This window comes from Rhizobium sp. AP16, assembly GCF_000281735.1.
Classification (GTDB): domain Bacteria; phylum Pseudomonadota; class Alphaproteobacteria; order Rhizobiales; family Rhizobiaceae; genus Rhizobium; species Rhizobium rhizogenes.
Genome location: NZ_AJVM01000010.1, coordinates 1 through 16852, shown reverse-complemented (window position 1 = coordinate 16852; position 16852 = coordinate 1). Strand labels below are relative to the sequence as shown.

Genomic DNA, 16852 nt, shown 5'->3' with positions numbered 1-16852 from the left:
TAGACAACGTGACATCGCCCCAGACGCTATTGAGCATATTCCGTCACGCAGATGGCGGGAGCTCGCCATCTGCTGCTGGGTAGATATGCGGCTTAAGGGCCGACAGGCTACCGCACCTGCAGCAATTTGAAATGCGCGATCATGCGGCTCGAATCCGCTTGGCGGCCGGTGAACAGCTCAAAGGCGCCGACGGCCTGGAAAACAGCCATGCCGCCGCCGTCCAATACCCGACACCCCTTGCTTTTGGCGGCCCTGACGAGCTCGGTCTCAAGCGGGAAATAGACGATATCGGCGACCCAGAATCGGGGATCGATCAGCGCTTCGTCGAGCGGCAATCCGGGATGACCCAGCATGCCGGTCGGGGTGGCGTGAACCAGCCCTGTCGCCTCCCGCAGCGCGGCGGGCAGATCCTTACCGGCGACAAAGACGCAATGCGGGTGCGCCGATTGAATTTGCGAGATCAGCGCGCTCACCTTTGCCTGATCAAGATCATAGATCTCGATGGACTTCGCGCCCATGCCGGCAACGGCATGCGCGACGGCAACGCCTGCCCCACCCGCGCCGAGCTGAGCAACTCGATCGAGAGAGGCGCCCGACAGGCCACGTCGGAAGCTCTCGGCAAAGCCCCACCAGTCGGTATTGTGTCCGAAGCGGCGCCCGTTGCGAAAGACCACCGTATTAATAGAGCGAAGCACGGCGGCATCCGCGGACAATTCGTCCACGAGCGTCACGGCGGCCTGCTTGCAGGGGTGCGTAATATTGAGCCCGGCAAAGCCGTTCTTCTCGGCGTCCTCGATGAGCCTGGGGAGGTCGGATACTGTGCAGCCGAGTTCCTGCAGGTCGATAAGGTCGTAGCTATAGTCCAGCCCGAGACGCGCGCCTTCCTGCATATGCATGGCCGGCGAAAGCGACCCGCCGATACCCGCTCCAATAAGGCCAACACGCAGCACCTGCGGTGCGATCAGTACTTCCGACACAACTATCCTCCTACGCTCTCCCAGTCATCATCAACAAGATGATGACAAAAAATGTACGAACTAGTTCGTATTGTCAATGCTGGACACGTCAAAGTGAGTGAATGACCAAGGAGAAAAGACGTCTTACTCGCCTGTTCCGGGCGCTTTGAGAAAAGCAATAATGGCATCGCAAATCATTGATTTATGTCGATTTTTTGTGTCATTCTCGGAGAGATCGCGATTGAAAATAGCGCCGAATGTATAGCGGTTCGAAACGCGAAAGAAGCATTGAGCGCTGATCATCATATGGAGATCAATGGGATCGACCTTCCGCAGGAAGCTGCCGTCCTCATAGCCGCGCCGCAAGATATCGGAGATGATGTCGATGACGACGATGTTCATCTCGGACAGAACGCTCGAGCGTTTCATATTCTCGGCGCGATGGATGTTTTCGACGCTGACGAGCCTGACGAAATCAGGGTTCTGATCGTCATGGTCGAAGGTACTTTCGATCAACTTCCGCATCGCCTGCACGGGTGGCATGCTCTGCAGATCAAGCGCGCCTTCCAGGCTGCGGATCTTGGTATAGGCCTGCTCCAGAACGGCAAGATAGAGCCCTTCCTTGCCGCCGAAATAATAGTAGATCATTCGCTTCGAGGTTTTCGTGCGCTCGGCGATCTCGTCGACGCGTGCGCCCGCGAATCCCGAGGCGACGAACTCTTCAGACGCTATGCGAAGAATGTTTTCCTTGGTGGCATCAGGATCGTTCTTTCTCGATCGGCTTTCAATTTTCACCGATTGGGTCTTGCGCATGCTGAACTCGCCTCAAGGGGTGGAATCGAACCGTTCACACGAGTATCCCCACCATTGGCAACCAGTCAAATAAGGCGTGCCAGAACCGGCGCCGTCATCGTGATGATAATGGCGCCGGCATTTTGTCGTCAGATGGATCGCTTGCCCGCCGGCACCTGCAAGACCTGGTTCTTCTGCCTGCCAAGCTGCGCCATCGGGATCTTGAAGGTTTCCGATGCCGTGGCGGCGGAAATCGCCGCGATCACCGCCGTGATCGAGGTGAAGGCTGCAACCGGCATCCAGCCGGTCGGGCCTGTGCCCAGCAGGGCAGCACTGATGGTCGGCGCGAAGCCGCCAAGAGCGAAGCCGATCTGCGTACCGATCGCCATACCCGACAGACGCACGCGCGTATCGAACATTTCGCCGTAGAGTGCCGGCCATACGCCGTTCGAGGCGCTATAGACGATGCCCGAGAGCAGGATGCCGAGGACGAAGATCAGCGTCAGGTCGCCCTGGCTGATCGCCCAGATGTAAGGCCAGATGAGAACGGCGCAGCCGAGGGCACCGAAGATGAAGACTGGCTTGCGGCCGATCCGGTCCGCCAACATCGCCCAGAGCGGGATTGCCACCAGCGCGGCAACATTCGCAAGGACGAGGACCGTCAGCATCAGCGAGCGATCGATATGGATGGTGTTGACCGCATAGGACAGCGTGAAGACGCTGAAGATCGTGCTGACGACCGAGATCAGCGCCGCGAAGACGATACGAACGACGTCCATCCAGTATTTGCTGAACAGCGTTATCAGCGGCACGCCTTCGACCTCACCCTTCTTGGATTCCTCGACGAAAACAGGCGTTTCCGCAAGCGTCCTGCGCACCCAGAATCCGACGAAGACGACGATGACACTCAGAAAGAACGGGATACGCCACCCCCACGCCAGAAGGTCTTCTTCCGACAACCTGGAGATCGGTATGAACACCAGGGTCGCAAGGATGAGGCCGGTCTGCGTACCGCTGAGAGTAAAGCTGGTAAAAAATGCCCGCCGATGCTCTGGCGCGTGCTCGAGCGTCATCGAGTTCGCGCCGGCCTGCTCTCCGGCAGCCGAAATCCCCTGCAGCAATCGTGCGATGACGAGGAGGATAGGAGCGAGAACGCCGACATGATCATAGGTCGGCAAACACCCAATGAGAAAGGTGGAAAAGCCCATCAGCAGCAGGGTGAAGGTCAGAACCTTCTTGCGGCCGAACTTGTCACCGATGTGACCGAGAACAACCGCGCCGAGCGGACGCGTGATATAGGCAACGCCGAAGGTCGCGAACGACGCCATGGCGGCGGCTTGCGGATCCGCGGATGAAAAGAAGATCTTCGGAAAGATCAGGGCAGCCGCGGTACCGTAAACAAAAAAGTCGTAATATTCCACCGCGCTGCCGAGCCAGCTTGCAAGTGCTGCACGCTTCGGTGTCCTTATTCCCGTTGATGTCTGCATGACGTCTCCTCCCAATGGACTATTGGATAAACCGTCGCGCCAAACCAGCCGACGGCGAATGGAAGGAATAATTATGGCGCCGGCCCTCAACGCCCGACCAGCCAAACGTCGACTCCTCCCAAGCTCCCGCAACAATAATGTACGAACTAGTTCGTATTGTAAATACTCATTTGCGGCCGCTGATCGGGCACTACGACCAGCCTGTTGAATAGAGCTTTAATCGCACCAAGAAGTGTAGTATATGATTTAGGAATATTAACCATAAGCTGCATATCGGCATCTGCACTCCGGCAAAGATGTCGGAGCTCGGTCTCTGCGTTCATGCGTGCGGTCCCATTTCCCGCCGATCTTCAGCAGTGCGCTTAGCCGTTTTTCGCCAGTAGACCTCTGCTGCCAGGCGTTCTTGTACAGCGACTTGCCTGGAACGGTTCTTGCGTAGTTACCAATGTTCTAACGATTCGGAGACCATGCGTTATGAAATGGCACACTTCGCATCAGTTTCCCGCGCTGAGGCTCGTCGTGCGTGGCAGAGAAAAATACAGGGTCATCAAATCGGTCCGGGACGCAGCAGTAACCCTGATCTCGGATTGGCCGAGCGATGATGGTGAAGAATACGTCGTGGCAGTCAGAACCTGCCTGGACGCCTTGCACGATGTCGTCCCTCCGGAAGCAGTCAGGGAAGCCCTGATCCGTGCCGCCAACGAGGAGAGAATTTCGCATATTTCGGTTGTTGCTTCCGCTTATCCGGAATAGCTCCCGCTCATTTAGCCTATGTCGAGAAATCGGCGGCGTGGAATTTTGTCATTGCAGCCACATTGCTTTTGATCAGAGAACTTTTCTTTCGATCGCGCTCTTTTGGAATGCTGTTCCTCTCAAACCCCATAAATCCATATATTTTGTGGGGTATAAACACGGAGAGAACATTCCATGACAGAACAAGACAGATCCGGCTTTGGCCGCAGGGAGATCCTGAAGCTCGCAGCCGTCACCGGCGCGACCTTTGCCGGAGCGGGCCTTTTTGCCAGCCAGGCGGCGGCAGCCGACGATGGCCTGTCGCTGAAAGGCAAGCGCATCGCCATCAGCGCGACGGGCACCGACCACTATTTCGACCTTCAGGCCTATAATGCCCAGATTGCCGAGGTCAAACGCCTTGGCGGCGAGCCGATCGCCGTCGATGCCGGCCGTAACGACGGCAAGCTGGTCTCGCAATTGCAGACGCTCATCGCCCAGAGGCCCGATGCCATCGTGCAGATCCTCGGCACGCTCAGCGTCATCGATCCCTGGCTGAAGAAGGCTCGCGATGCCGGCATTCCGGTGCTGACCGTGGATGTCGGCTCGACCAACTCGATCAACAACACGACCTCCGACAATTGGGGTATCGGCAAGGATCTCGCCCTGCAGCTCGTGTCCGACATCGGCGGCGAAGGCAATATTCTCGTCTTCAACGGCTTTTACGGCGTCACGCCCTGCGCGATCCGCTACGACCAGCTCGTCAACGTCATCAAGTATTTCCCGAAGGTGAAGATCATCCAGCCGGAACTGCGCGACGTGATCCCGAACACCGTCCAGGACGCTTTCACCCAGGTCACGGCACTGCTGAACAAATATCCGGAGAAGGGCTCGATCAAGGCGATCTGGTCCGCCTGGGACATTCCGCAGCTTGGCGCGACGCAGGCCATTGCCGCCGCCGGCCGCACTGAAATCCGTACCTATGGTGTCGATGGAAGCCCGGAGGTGCTGCAACTGGTCGCCGATCCGAATTCGCCGGCAGGCGCCGATGCGGCACAGCAGCCGGCCGAAATCGGCCGCACCGCGATCCGCAATGTCGCCAAGCTTCTGGCGGGACAGACCTTGCCGCGCGAGACCTATGTGCCGGCGCTTCTGGCCAACAAGGCCAACGTCGCCGAAGTCGTCAAGAAACTCGGCATCGGTTGATCTTTCCCTTGGTGATGCGGCCGCCGGCGACCGCATCACCATGATTCCCATCGGAGCCTTCCAATGACGGCATCTTCGCCTTCGACGCCACCGCACTCGGATGATCACGTCATTCGCTTTGACCATGTCGTCAAACATTTCGGTGGGGCGCAGGCGCTGGCAGGCGCCTCTCTTACCGTGCGCCGCAGCACCGTCCACGGTCTGGTCGGCCAGAACGGCGCCGGCAAGTCGACGCTGATCAAGCTGCTTGCCGGCCTGCACAGGCCGGACGAAGGCCGGATCGAAGTCGAGGGGGAATCCTTCGATCATCTGACGCCGCATCTCGCCGAAGCGCTCGGCATCCATTTCATCCATCAGGACCGGCTGCTGGTGCCGACCTTTACCGTCGGAGAAGCACTTTTCCTCGGCCGCGAGCCGCGTATCGGCCGCACACCCTTTCTCGACCGTCGTCGCATGCAGCGGCGCGCCGGCGACTTGCTCGCCAACTATTTCGGCGTCAACCTGCCGAACAAGGCCCTGATCAGCGAGCTGTCCACGGCCGAAAAGCAGATCGTGCAGATCACCCGCGCCCTTCTCAACCAGCCGAAAGTTCTGGTTTTCGACGAGCCGACGGCAGCGCTGATCCGGCGCGAGGCCGATATCCTCTTCCGGCTGATCCGGCGCCTGCGCGATGAAGGCGTGACCATCATCTATATCTCGCATTATCTCAACGAGATCGAAGAGCTCTGCGACCATGTGACCGTCATGCGCAACGGTCTTGACGTCGCCACACTGCCGATTGCCGAGACCTCGGCTGCGGCCATCGCACGATTGATGGTCGAGCGCGACATCGCCGACATGTTTCCGAAGCGCCAGATCGAGCTTGGCGAGGAGATCCTCAAAGTCGAGGGGCTGACGGCACCGAACCGCTTCTCGGATATCAATTTCACCCTTCGCCGCGGCGAGGTGCTCGGCATCACCGGCCTGCTCGGCTCCGGGGCCAAGGATCTCGTCCGTACGCTTTTCGGCCTGGAGAAGGCTTCCTCCGGCCATATCGAGGTCGCCGGCAAACCGACACACAGTATCAGTCCGACGGAGGCTGTGGAACGGCAGATCGCCCTGGTGCCTGAAGACCGGCGCGGCCACGGCGTCGCTCTCAATCTTAGCGTGGCCGAAAACATCACGCTGTCGAGCCTTGCCCGCTACACACGCTTCGGCTTCCTCAATCGCAAACGCGAACGTCGCGATACCGACGACCTCATCAAACGCCTTGAGATCAAGACAGCCGGACGCGAAGCTCTGGTACGCACGCTCTCCGGCGGCAACCAGCAGAAGGTGGCGATCGCCAAATGGCTGAGCCGCCATTCGGAAATCTATCTGCTCGACGAGCCGACCGTTGGCGTCGACATCGGCTCCAAGGTGGAAATCTACACGCTGATCGGTGAACTCGCCGCCCGAGGTGCCGGCATCATCGTGCTGTCCTCGGACCTGCCCGAACTGATCGGCATTACCGACCGTATTCTCGTGCTCTTCCGCGGCCGCGTGACCCGCGAATTCATCTCGTCGGAAACCACAACGGATGAGGTGCTGGCGGAATCGTCGGGCGCCTCAGGAGGCTTGCGCCATGTCGGCTGACATTCAATATGCTCCCGTCACCGGCTTTGAGGCCGAGAAAACGGCCGGCCGGACAGGCGGCAATATCGCGGCGAGGACCCTGCGCTTCGGCTCGCTGATCACCTTTGCCCTGATCCTTATCGTCTTCTCGCTGACGGCGCCCTATTTCCTCAGCATCGGCAATATCGGCAATGTGCTCGGCCAATCCGCCATTTCCGGCGTGCTGGCGATCGGGCTGACCATCGTACTGATTACCGGCGGCGCCAATGTCGTCACCGGTGGCATCGACCTGTCGCTCGCCGCCAATATGGGCCTCAGTGCGGCCGTCTATGCGACGCTGACGCAGCTCGGTTATGGCGACGCGGTGGCAATTACTGCCACGCTGCTGACCGGCCTTGCGATCGGTGCCGTCAATGCCGCCGCCGTCGTACTTGCCGGCATCGTGCCGCTGCTCGCCACGCTTGCCGTGATGAATATCGTCGCAGGCCTCGAACTGGTGCTGACGCAGAATACTGTCCTGCCGGCGTCTTCCGATTTGCTGACGCTGCTCTCGGCATCCGACAGCTTCAGCATTCCGGTCCTTGCCTATGTGCTTCTCGGCTTTACAGCAATCGTGACAGCGATCTTGCAATATACGCCGCTCGGCCTGAGACTCTATGCCGTGGGAGAGTTTCCGGACGCGGCGCGTGCCGCCGGCCTGCCGCTCAAGCGCCTGCTTGCCGGCGCCTTCCTCGCCAGCGGCCTTTGCGGCGGCATCGCGGGCATTCTTTCGGTCTCCTATCTCAGCGGCAGCACCACCGGCTCCGGCGAAATGCTGTTGCCTGTCGTTGCCGCTGCCCTGCTCGGCGCGGTCTTTTCACGACGGTTGGTTCCGACGATTGGCGGGGCACTGCTCTCCACCCTGCTCGTCGGCTTTCTCGTCAACGGCTTTCAGCTGCTCAACCTGCCAAGCACGCTGGTTAACGGCATTCAAGGCCTTCTCATCCTGATCGTCGTTTCGGCAACGACCCTGTTGCGCAAGCGGGAGATCTGACCATGTCGCTTTCGAATTCCGCCGCCCCATCGCAGGCATGGCCGCGTCGCGCGGTCGCCGTATTGGCGCGATGTGGCCTGATCCTGGCGCTTCTCTTCGTCTTTGTGATCTTCTCAGCCGCGACGCCGACCTTCCTGACGCCAGGCAATCTGCAAAGCATTCTCGTCAATAATTTCACGCTGCTTGCCATCGTCTCGATCGCCATGACCTTTGCCGTCTCTTCCGGCGGGATCGATCTTTCGGTCGGAACAGCAGTCGATTTCGCGAGCTTTGCCTTCGTTTCTCTGGTGCTTGCCGGCCAACCGGTGGCACTTGCCGTGGTAGCGGGCCTGGCAGCTGGCGCCGCGGTCGGCGCTTTCAATGCCGTCCTGATCTCCGGGATCGGCGTATCACCGTTCCTCGCGACCCTCGGCACGCTCTTCATCGGCCGCAGCATCCAGCAACTGCTGACGAATGGCGGCAATCCGGTCTACCTGCCACCAACCGGCGTGCCGGAAGCGTTCCGGTTTCTCGGCCACGGCGCGATTGCCGGCATTCCTGTGCCGCTGGTCATCGCAATCGTCATCATCGCGGCCGCGGCCACGCTCTTTGCCCGCACCCGCTTCGGCCGTGTGGTGCTGTCGATCGGCATCCAGCCAAGCGTCGTGCGCTATTCCGGCATCAGGCTTCGCGGCCACGTCGCCATAACCTTCATTCTCGTCGGCCTCATCGCCGCCATCGCCGGCCTGATCCTGACCGCGACGGTCACGGTCTATATTCCCTTTTCGGGGAACGCCTTTCTCCTGAACGCGATCGGTGCGACCTTCATCGGCACGACGCTTTCGCCGCTTGGCCGGCCGAATGTCGCAGGAACCGTGCTCGGCGTGCTTCTGCTCAGCATCGTCGCCAACGGCCTGCTTCTGACGGGCCTGAATTTCTACTGGCAGCAGGTCGGCACCGGCGTGCTGATCTTCGCCGTGCTCGCCTTCAGCTTCATCAACAGAAAGGCCGGCGGTGCTTGAATAGCCGCCCCAAACTCCGGACATTGGCCAGAATCTTAATGACTTTCGCCTAGTCTGGTTCCGGTTATATCACCGGAGATATTCATGCTGCGTTTTCTATCGACATCCATCGTGCGCCAGGTCGTTGCGATCACCCTCGGTTTGCTCGCCGTCAGCACGGCCGCAATCGTTGCGGTGACCTACTACAACCTCAGCCGTGACGTGATGGACAGCGCGGTGGCTGACGCCAGGGATGCAAGCCGCGCGATGGCGATCCTTTACGCTGCTGGCGACGATGGCGCGAAGATCGCGCTGAAGGATACGGAGCTTGCCTCCGTCACCGAGGAGAAAATTCCGGCCTTTAGCGATCACGACCTTGTCGACCGGGCAGCACAGTCGATCGCTGGCGTGGCAACGATCTTCGAGAAGCAGGACAGCGACTATGTTCGCGTGTCGACCAATGTGAAGAAGCAGGATGGCAGCCGTGCCGTCGGCACAAAGCTTGCCGCCGATCACCCTGCTCAGCCTGTGCTTGCCAGGGGCGAGGCCTATTACGGTCCGGCCCAGCTTTTTGGCCGCAATTTCATGACCGGCTATTTCCCCGTCAAGAATGCTGCCGGCGCCAATGTCGGCATTCTGTTCATCGGCATTCCGATGGAGGTCTATTTCGCGCGGCTGAACAATCTGCAGCTTCTCGTCCTGACCGCTGGGGGTGCCGTGATGGCGTTCGTCGGTCTCTTCGCATTCTTTGCGATCCGCCGTACGATAAGACCGCTGCAGGCCTTGACGACGACGGTTCACACGATTTCCGCCGGTAATCTTGGTGGCAGCATTCCCTGCGTCGAGAAGAAGAATGAGTTCGGCGAGATCGGCCGCGCGCTGGAAGCCTTCCGCGACAGCGCCCGCGCGCGCCGCGATCTGGAAACGCAGGCCGCCGAACAGCGCACGCTTGCCGAAGCCGAGCGCAGCCGCAACGATACCGACAAGCGCACGCTCGACGACCAGATCGAATTTGCGGTCAACCAGATCGCAGTCGGCCTCGGCCGTCTGGCACAAGGGGATGTATCACAGACGATCGAGACCCCGTTCGTGGGTCGCCTCGAGCAGCTGCGCATCGATTTCAACGCCTCGCTCGTTCGCCTGCAGGACACCCTGTCCCGCATCCGCAACAGCGCGACGACAATCCAGCACAACAGCAACGCGATGCGGTCCTCGGCCGGCGAACTCTCCAAACGCACGGAGGCGCAGGCGGCCAATCTGGAAGAGACTGCCGCCGCCGTGGAGGAAATCACCGTCACGGTCCGCTCCTCGGCCGAACGTGCCCGCGAAGCGAATAATGCCGTAGCGCTCACCAAGAAGACGGCCGACAGCTCGGACACAGTCGTCAGCGATGCCGTCGCCGCCATGGATCGCATCGAACAGGCGTCCCGACAGATCGAACAGATCATTGAAGTGATTGACGATATCGCGTTCCAAACGAACCTGCTGGCGCTAAACGCAGGCATCGAGGCTGCCCGCGCCGGAGACGCGGGCAAGGGCTTTGCCGTCGTCGCGCAGGAAGTGCGCGAACTGGCGCAGCGTTCCGCCGTGGCCGCGCGCGAGATCAAGGGCCTCATCGAAAAATCGACCCGTGAAGTCACCGCCGGCTCCGAACTGGTGCAGAAAACAGGCGGCATGCTTGCCTCCATCAGCCAGGAAATTGTCGCGATCAGCAAGCATGTCGAGACCATCGCGACAGGCAGCCGGGACCAGGCGACCGCCCTCCAGGAAGTCAACGGCACCGTCAATGCAATGGATCAGATGACCCAGAAGAACGCTGCGATGGTCGAAGAAACGACGCAAGCCAGCCGCGGATTGGCCGAGGAAGCCGATATTCTGATGAACCTGCTGCAACAGTTCCGCATCGAAGGTGCGACGCAGGACGACCGTCGGGCAAGACGGGCGGCCTGACCCGCACAGGCAGGATTTCGCCTGAATAATCGCTAAAGAATCCGACAGCGGAAACTTCCGGCAAATGGTCAACTTGTCTCATCGAAACAAGCTCGATGGAGACGACAATGACCACGACTGCAATCCGTGTATCCTTCCGCCGAACTGAACGAAAAATCTACCCGGCATTGCGATGGCTGTTAGCCATACCGATGCAGATTGCCGCGAAACTAACGGCGCGAAGCAATCGCAATGCCCTGCTTGAGCTGTCCGACGACCAGTTGAAGGACATAGGCCTGTCACGCGGCCAAGCCTATAGCCATGAGCACATCTACACACGCTATAGATAATTGTGCTAGAACGTGGCGAGCTGAGAGGCTCGCGCGCGGCCGATATTGGACTATGCCATGTCAGGTTTTTCAATCGACCTTCTGCTCAAGACGAAGACCGTCACGATTAGAGATGTGCTCTGCGATGGCGCATGCCGGCATAAGAGCGCCGAGGAATGCGCGCATTCGACCAGCCTTGTTTACCCCTATCGCGGCGTCTTCATGCGCCATGTCGGGCGCAAGGATGTGGTGGCCGAAGCAAACCAGGTGCTGTTTTTCAACCGGGAGCAGGAATACAAGATCAGCCATCCGATCGAGGGTGGAGATGCCTGTATCGACGTCTCAATCGACGAAGCCTTGCTCGACGAACTGGCACCGAAAGATCAGACACAGACGGCGGACGCGCTGATCTTTCGTCGCCAGCGCCGGCGGATCGATCCGCGCGCACAGGCGCTGGTCGCCCTGTTGCGGCATAGCCTCAAACGCGGCGCCGCCGAAACGCTGGAGGCGGAAACGCTTGCGCTGACTTTGGTGCGGCGTTCGCTTGGCGAGCGCACCTCGCATGCCGCCGGTGCGACGACCGGACGGCAAAAGCTCGTCGATCGCGCCAAACTTGTCCTGTCGTCCGACCTTGCCCGTCGATGGACCCTGGCTGACATCGCCCATGATGTCGGCGTCTCTCCGGTTTACCTCACCCAGGTCTTCCAGCAGGTCGAAGGCATTCCACTCTATCGCTACCAGCTGCGTCTAAGGCTGGCGCGGGCGCTCGACCTGCTCGGCGAATATGACGACCTGACCGCCCTCGGCCTGGATCTCGGCTTTTCGAGCCACAGCCATTTCAGCGCCGCCTTCAAACAGGCCTATGACCGTACGCCCGCCGAATTCCAGCGGCTTGCCCATTTGCGGGCGCGATAAATCGCTAAAGAATCCGACAGCGGCAGCGCCGGCGAAATGGTTTCCTCCCAACATCCCCAAGCCGGGGACATCAAACGGAGGAACTGACATGTCTCAACGTACCTGTGCTGCCTGCGACTGCGAACTCGAGGCCGAGGCAATCAAGGTCAAGCTCGGCGGCAAGACTGTCGAGGTCTGCTGCGAGGAATGCGCCCAGGCGCTCAACGAAGCAGAAGCAGCCATGACGGCTACCGCAGACGTTAAAGGTTGAAAATCATCCGCCGCGACATTGCCTCTGTCGCGGCGGATGACACTATTTTTGATTCGACCGATATTGGCGGAAGAGGCGGCGATCCTTGCTACCGCAAGATGGTGCTATATATTCGGCGCGAGTGAAATATCGTTTGCTATCGACATAAGTGGGGGAATACGAATGAGAATTACAGCCTTTGCTATTGCGCTGATTTTGGCAACGCCCACCTTTGCGCTTGCCGAGCAAAATTGTGGCGACCTCACAACCCAAACCGACATGAATATTTGCGCTGGCAAAGCCTATGCAAAATCGGACGCCGAGTTGAATGTGCTCTATAAACAGATCGAGGCGCGGTTGAAGGACGACGCCGATACCAAGAAACTGTTGGTATCGACACAGAAAGCCTGGGTCGGCTACCGTGACGCCGAATGCAATTTCTCAAGCTCTAAAGTCACGGGCGGCACCGTATATCCTTTCATCTCCAGCTCCTGCCTCAACAACATGACGCGGAGCCGTATCGAAGATCTCAAAGGATATCTGAAGTGCGGCGATGGGGACCTCGACTGCCCGGTTCCGTCAGCCAATTGAGATGCGGTCCGGCAGAAAACTCCAAACGACCGCGATCGAAAATCAGAGGTACCAGATCAAACCCGCCCTATTTGCCAGCACAGATAGCGTAGCGGTGCTGCGCGGCGCGCTCCAGCCCTTTCAGGAAATCAAAGTTCTTGCGCTGTGTCCGGTGGATAGCGCCCATGTCCGTATCGATGGTCACGGATGAAAAGCCGGCAGCCTTCAGGAGGTCGGCCACCGCTTCGGCGCGCGCGCCTTCGGAAAAATAGACGCGGGAGAGAATGCTGCGGTGGGTTTCGGCAAGTGCTGCACCCGGCCCGTTCTGTGGCCGGGCATTTCGACCACGGAGACGTGCCATAAGGGCCGCAAGCCTACCGGTAATCGTCGCGACAAGGGTCGTATTGACGAAGTCGCCATCGATGACCAGCAGTTTCCCGCCCGGCTTCAGCACGCGATGCCATTCCTTGAAGGCGGCGAGCGGATCGACCAGCGTCCAGACCAGATGGCGGTTGATGACCACATCATAGGCGCCATCCGGCTCCATGGTGTTTTCGGCGTCCCCCATCAGGAAACGGATCGGCCGGCCACGGGTCTTCGCCTTGGCTCGCGCCCGTTCCAACATCGGCTCCGCCCAGTCCATGCCCGTCACCCTGTAGCCGATGTCGTCGAGCAAATGGGATACGACCGCCGTGCCGCAGGCGAGGTCGAGGGCCGTCTGCCCCGTACCATCGCCGAGATGGCGTTGAAGCAACGCATGCCATGCCGCCCGCTCCTCCTCCGAAAAGATCTCATGCCCCGGTTGGCTGTCGAAAGTCTCGGCCCGGATCGACCAATAGGCCTTTATCTCGTCGCGCAAATCGTGATTGGAGCGCAGGTTAAGTGTCTGCATTTCCTATTTCTTTCCAAGAGAACAACCAAGCGTAGAAGACTTCTAAAAGATAATTCTTGACTGCAAAAGTCATAAAAACATAAATCGCGTCCGAATTTATCGCTCAGGAGAGACAAGTGTTCAACCTCAACAAGGTGGCTTCGGTTGCCACGCTCGTGTTTGCCCTTTTTTCCGGGATGGCTATCGCCGGTGAGAAGGTCACGGTCAAGGATATTACCGGCCGCGACGTCCAGGTCAGCGTTCCGGTGGAACGCGTCATTCTCGGCGAAGGTCGTCAGATCTACTTCACCGCAGCCCTCGACACGGAGGCGCCGTTCAAGCGCATCATCGGTTGGCGGGATGACTTCCAGAAGGCCGATCTCGACGGCTACAATGCCTATCTGGAAAAATATCCGGAGATGAAGAAGATCCCGACCTTCGGCGGCATGAAGGACGGCACCTTCGATATCGAGCAGGCTGTAACGCTGAAGCCCGATGTCATCATCATGAACATCGACGCCAAGTCGGCGACGGAAGAAAGCGGCTACATCGAGAAGCTGGCCAAGGTTGGCATTCCGCTCGTCTATGTCGACTTCCGTGAGAAGGCGATGGAGAACACGACTCCGTCCATGCGCCTGATCGGCAAGCTATTCGGCAAGGAGGCACGCGCCGAGGAATTCGTGAAATTCCACGATGAGCAGTTGGCGCGCGTCACCGACGTGCTTGCCAAGGCCGGCGAGATCAAGAAGCCAGTGGTCTTCATCGAACGTGCCGGCGGCTACAGCGACGATTGCTGCATGTCTTTCGGCAACGAGAATTTCGGCCGGATGGTCGAAATGGCCGGTGGCATCAATCTCGCCAAGGATATCATTCCCGGCACGTTCGGCACGGTCAATCCGGAACAGATCATTGCGTCCAACCCGGACCAGGTGATCGTTACCGGTGCGAACTGGGAACTTTATGTTCCCGGCGGCGACTGGGTCGGCGTTGGTCCCGGCGCGGACAAGGCCCTGGCCACATCGAAGCTGGAAAAGCTGATGCACCGCCCTGCCTTCACCGACATCACTGCAGTCAAGACCGGTAATGTTCACGCCATCTGGCATCAGTTCTATAACAATCCCTACCAGTTCGTCGCCATACAGCAGATCGCCAAGTGGCTGCATCCGGACCTGTTCAAGGATCTCGATCCGGAAGCGACGTTCAAGGAATTGCACGAACGCTTTCTGCCGGTCGAATACCGCTCCGGCTATTTCGTATCGCTGAACGCAAGCCTTTGATCCGACAAACCTGCGGGCGACCTGTCGCCCGCAGGTTTGGTTTAACGCGTCCAAATCGATCAGCCCACCTATAAAACTGCCGTCGACAGACATATCGATACCTGCCAGAGCCGCGGAACCCGCGCCGGCGGTTGTCGGCTCCCTACGGCTTTGAGCCAATCGAACAATCCACAGAAGAAATTGCAGCCGAGAGCGTGCACCCGGTCCTATAAGCTACGCACAAGTTTGCTTGTGCATCAGTAGCTCGTTGGGAATTGCCAGATCGAGAATGTGCGGATGCCGATAGCGCCATGATGGCGTTCATCTGTCGTGTTCAATCTTGAACTCATGCGCTGCGGGGGCACGCGTGAGCATCAAAGCAGGAACGCGAAGAATGCTGGGTTTACAGCATTCGGCACGTCCATCCGCTCATATCGGTATCAAAGATCGTGCTGCCACAGATCAGGCGGCCCGACGCGACGGCAATATGTTCATAACGAGTAAGCGTAAGAAACCGGAGTCATTTCAACGCTCGCATCCGGAGGCCCCCATGACGAGCATTACTTCAATTAGTTCAAATAGTTATTATCAATCTCTGCGATCACGTTCTGCAGCGTCGTCAACGGACGATGCCCTTTCTTCTGTCCTGGGTAGCGGATCGTCCAGCAAGGATTCGTCTTCGTCGTCCGACGATCAATCTCTGGCGACAACGGCGCAGCAGCTGGCCGCGCAGCTGATGTCGATGATGCTCAATCTGCAGTCTGGCAGCAGCGACGATGATTCGAGCTCAAGCTCGGATACCGCATCCACCAGCAGCACATCGAGCACGCAAGCTGCTTCCAGCACCAGCGATCAGACCAATATGATCAAGGCTATGGATACGGATGGCGACGGTAACATCAGCGAAGCGGAGTTTGTCGCGGCTCGTCCATCCGACGTGAGCGAGGAACAGGCAACAAATCTGTTTGCAAGCTTCGATACTGAGAACACCGGATCGCTCACGGAATCGCAGCTGGCAAGCGCCATGCAGTCCGGCCAGCAGCCGCCGCCACCTCCGGCTGGCGGACCACCGAGCGACGATCAGCTGTCCAGCATGTTCTCCGAGATGGATACGGATGGCGACGGCAGCGTCAGCGAGGCGGAATTCGTCGCGGCTCGTCCATCCGACGTGAGCGAGGATCAGGCAACGTCCCTGTTCGACAGCCTCGACACGTCCAGTTCCGGATCGCTGACGCAAAGCCAGTTCGAGACGGCCATGAAGGCGCAACAGCCGCCGCAGCCGTCAGACTTTGGCAGCCTCTATGCCTCAAGCGAGCAGGTCGATACCACAAGCGAATTGCTTGCCCTTTGATGAACGGCGGCAACAATCGTTCGTTTCTGACTATGTGAAAAAAGGGCGGCGGCTTGGGTAGGAGATGTTGGGACCTCTGCTCGACCTGCCGTCCATTTTCGAAAGCCATGCCCGGTATAGCCGATTTCGCTCGGCTTAATGTTGGGGGGGGGGAAGACCGCATCTGTGACGAAACGGTGAATTTATTCGCAAACCTGCCTTTTCCCCAAGCCACACATTCGGTCTTTACCCGATATTATCGTTTGCCCTCGAAAAACTTGGCCCCTGATTATCGGTGTGGCAGGTAGCCGTCAAAGAGTTCGGTCGTCGCCATCCATAGGCTTGGGATTTCAGAGTGCGCGTCATATCATGCATCACCACGGAGCATAATCTGTGGCTCGTTCTTCTTGCGGCGTTCGTCTGTATCAGTGGCGGGTGGATCACCCTTAATCTGTTGCGACGGTCGGAGACGACACTGGGACTTCAGCGCGGTGGATGGCTGTTTCTGACCTCCGTCGCGGCTGGCTCCTCGGTCTGGTGCACCCACTTCATCGCCATGCTCGCCTATGAGACCGAAGCGGCGATCACCTTCGGTCCGATCCTCACCATGGTGTCGCTGCTGGTAGCCGTGACAGGCTGGGCCTTCG

17 protein-coding genes are annotated in these 16852 nt (G+C 59.0%); 13 read left to right on the top strand and 4 right to left on the bottom strand.

The window, feature by feature from the left end:
- Nucleotides 1-107 precede the first annotated feature (107 nt).
- The 3 genes from PMI03_RS07365 to PMI03_RS07355 all read right to left on the bottom strand — a co-directional run bounded on the left by PMI03_RS07365 (nt 108) and on the right by PMI03_RS07355 (nt 3235).
- The gene (locus tag PMI03_RS07365; protein WP_007691469.1) at nt 108-977 is read right to left on the bottom strand and encodes a shikimate dehydrogenase; all 870 of its coding nucleotides are present in this window, start codon (nt 975-977) and stop codon (nt 108-110) included.
- Between the two features lie 123 nt (nt 978-1100).
- Nucleotides 1101-1769: a TetR/AcrR family transcriptional regulator gene (locus tag PMI03_RS07360; protein ID WP_007691468.1), complete on the bottom strand. Its 669-nt coding sequence runs from the start codon at nt 1767-1769 to the stop codon at nt 1101-1103.
- A gap of 128 nt (nt 1770-1897) precedes the next feature.
- On the bottom strand, nt 1898-3235 hold the full coding sequence (locus PMI03_RS07355; protein ID WP_007691467.1) for an MFS transporter: 1338 nt from the start codon (nt 3233-3235) through the stop codon (nt 1898-1900).
- Between the two features lie 474 nt (nt 3236-3709).
- Between PMI03_RS07355 and PMI03_RS07350 the strand changes: the two genes are divergently transcribed.
- The 10 genes from PMI03_RS07350 to PMI03_RS07310 all read left to right on the top strand — a co-directional run bounded on the left by PMI03_RS07350 (nt 3710) and on the right by PMI03_RS07310 (nt 12769).
- Entirely contained in the window at nt 3710-3988 is a 279-nt protein-coding gene (locus tag PMI03_RS07350; RefSeq protein WP_007691466.1) for a DUF982 domain-containing protein, read from the top strand.
- Nucleotides 3989-4162: 174 nt separating this feature from the next.
- Nucleotides 4163-5170, top strand: a complete 1008-nt coding sequence (locus PMI03_RS07345; RefSeq protein ID WP_007691465.1) for a sugar ABC transporter substrate-binding protein — start codon at nt 4163-4165, stop codon at nt 5168-5170.
- A 63-nt stretch (nt 5171-5233) separates the two neighbouring features.
- A complete protein-coding gene (locus PMI03_RS07340; RefSeq protein ID WP_007691462.1) occupies nt 5234-6784 on the top strand; it encodes a sugar ABC transporter ATP-binding protein in 1551 nt (516 codons plus the stop codon).
- Nucleotides 6774-7796 carry an ABC transporter permease gene (locus PMI03_RS07335; RefSeq protein ID WP_007691460.1) on the top strand — a complete coding sequence of 341 codons (1023 nt, stop codon included), beginning with the start codon at nt 6774-6776 and terminating at the stop codon, nt 7794-7796. Before PMI03_RS07340 ends, PMI03_RS07335 begins: the two co-directional genes overlap by 11 nt.
- Nucleotides 7797-7798: 2 nt before the next feature.
- On the top strand, nt 7799-8797 hold the full coding sequence (locus tag PMI03_RS07330; protein ID WP_007691458.1) for an ABC transporter permease: 999 nt from the start codon (nt 7799-7801) through the stop codon (nt 8795-8797).
- 84 nt (nt 8798-8881) lie between these two features.
- The gene (locus PMI03_RS07325) at nt 8882-10726 is read left to right on the top strand and encodes a methyl-accepting chemotaxis protein (protein WP_007691455.1); all 1845 of its coding nucleotides are present in this window, start codon (nt 8882-8884) and stop codon (nt 10724-10726) included.
- Nucleotides 10727-10833: 107 nt separating this feature from the next.
- Complete coding sequence (locus PMI03_RS07320; RefSeq protein WP_007691453.1) at nt 10834-11055, top strand: DUF1127 domain-containing protein; 222 nt, start codon at nt 10834-10836, stop codon at nt 11053-11055.
- A 57-nt stretch (nt 11056-11112) separates the two neighbouring features.
- A complete protein-coding gene (locus PMI03_RS07315) occupies nt 11113-11949 on the top strand; it encodes an AraC family transcriptional regulator (protein ID WP_007691451.1) in 837 nt (278 codons plus the stop codon).
- Between the two features lie 88 nt (nt 11950-12037).
- Complete coding sequence (locus PMI03_RS31560; RefSeq protein ID WP_007691450.1) at nt 12038-12199, top strand: hypothetical protein; 162 nt, start codon at nt 12038-12040, stop codon at nt 12197-12199.
- Nucleotides 12200-12361: 162 nt separating this feature from the next.
- Nucleotides 12362-12769, top strand: coding sequence for a lysozyme inhibitor LprI family protein (locus PMI03_RS07310; protein ID WP_007691449.1), 408 nt, complete (start codon nt 12362-12364; stop codon nt 12767-12769).
- Nucleotides 12770-12836: 67 nt separating this feature from the next.
- Here the strand turns inward: PMI03_RS07310 and PMI03_RS07305 are convergent, their stop codons facing one another.
- Nucleotides 12837-13640: a class I SAM-dependent methyltransferase gene (locus PMI03_RS07305; RefSeq protein WP_007691448.1), complete on the bottom strand. Its 804-nt coding sequence runs from the start codon at nt 13638-13640 to the stop codon at nt 12837-12839.
- A 176-nt stretch (nt 13641-13816) separates the two neighbouring features.
- Between PMI03_RS07305 and PMI03_RS07300 the strand changes: the two genes are divergently transcribed.
- The 3 genes from PMI03_RS07300 to PMI03_RS07290 form a co-directional block, all read left to right on the top strand.
- Entirely contained in the window at nt 13817-14896 is a 1080-nt protein-coding gene (locus PMI03_RS07300) for an ABC transporter substrate-binding protein (protein WP_178131722.1), read from the top strand.
- Between the two features lie 373 nt (nt 14897-15269).
- Nucleotides 15270-16226 carry an EF-hand domain-containing protein gene (locus tag PMI03_RS07295; RefSeq protein ID WP_174026384.1) on the top strand — a complete coding sequence of 319 codons (957 nt, stop codon included), beginning with the start codon at nt 15270-15272 and terminating at the stop codon, nt 16224-16226.
- Between the two features lie 334 nt (nt 16227-16560).
- Nucleotides 16561-16852: MHYT domain-containing protein (locus PMI03_RS07290; protein WP_007691445.1), on the top strand; the 292-nt coding region annotated here is incomplete at its 3' end.

Coding starts and splice junctions, on each gene's coding strand:
- PMI03_RS07360 (WP_007691468.1), bottom strand. CDS start 1,769: ATGCGCAAGACCCAATCGGTGAAAATTGAAAGCCGATCGAGAAAGAAC.
- PMI03_RS07355 (WP_007691467.1), bottom strand. CDS start 3,235: ATGCAGACATCAACGGGAATAAGGACACCGAAGCGTGCAGCACTTGCA.
- PMI03_RS07350 (WP_007691466.1), top strand. CDS start 3,710: ATGAAATGGCACACTTCGCATCAGTTTCCCGCGCTGAGGCTCGTCGTG.
- PMI03_RS07345 (WP_007691465.1), top strand. CDS start 4,163: ATGACAGAACAAGACAGATCCGGCTTTGGCCGCAGGGAGATCCTGAAG.
- PMI03_RS07340 (WP_007691462.1), top strand. CDS start 5,234: ATGACGGCATCTTCGCCTTCGACGCCACCGCACTCGGATGATCACGTC.
- PMI03_RS07335 (WP_007691460.1), top strand. CDS start 6,774: ATGTCGGCTGACATTCAATATGCTCCCGTCACCGGCTTTGAGGCCGAG.
- PMI03_RS07330 (WP_007691458.1), top strand. CDS start 7,799: ATGTCGCTTTCGAATTCCGCCGCCCCATCGCAGGCATGGCCGCGTCGC.
- PMI03_RS07325 (WP_007691455.1), top strand. CDS start 8,882: ATGCTGCGTTTTCTATCGACATCCATCGTGCGCCAGGTCGTTGCGATC.
- PMI03_RS07320 (WP_007691453.1), top strand. CDS start 10,834: ATGACCACGACTGCAATCCGTGTATCCTTCCGCCGAACTGAACGAAAA.
- PMI03_RS07315 (WP_007691451.1), top strand. CDS start 11,113: ATGTCAGGTTTTTCAATCGACCTTCTGCTCAAGACGAAGACCGTCACG.
- PMI03_RS31560 (WP_007691450.1), top strand. CDS start 12,038: ATGTCTCAACGTACCTGTGCTGCCTGCGACTGCGAACTCGAGGCCGAG.
- PMI03_RS07310 (WP_007691449.1), top strand. CDS start 12,362: ATGAGAATTACAGCCTTTGCTATTGCGCTGATTTTGGCAACGCCCACC.
- PMI03_RS07305 (WP_007691448.1), bottom strand. CDS start 13,640: ATGCAGACACTTAACCTGCGCTCCAATCACGATTTGCGCGACGAGATA.
- PMI03_RS07300 (WP_178131722.1), top strand. CDS start 13,817: ATGGCTATCGCCGGTGAGAAGGTCACGGTCAAGGATATTACCGGCCGC.
- PMI03_RS07295 (WP_174026384.1), top strand. CDS start 15,270: ATGCTGGGTTTACAGCATTCGGCACGTCCATCCGCTCATATCGGTATC.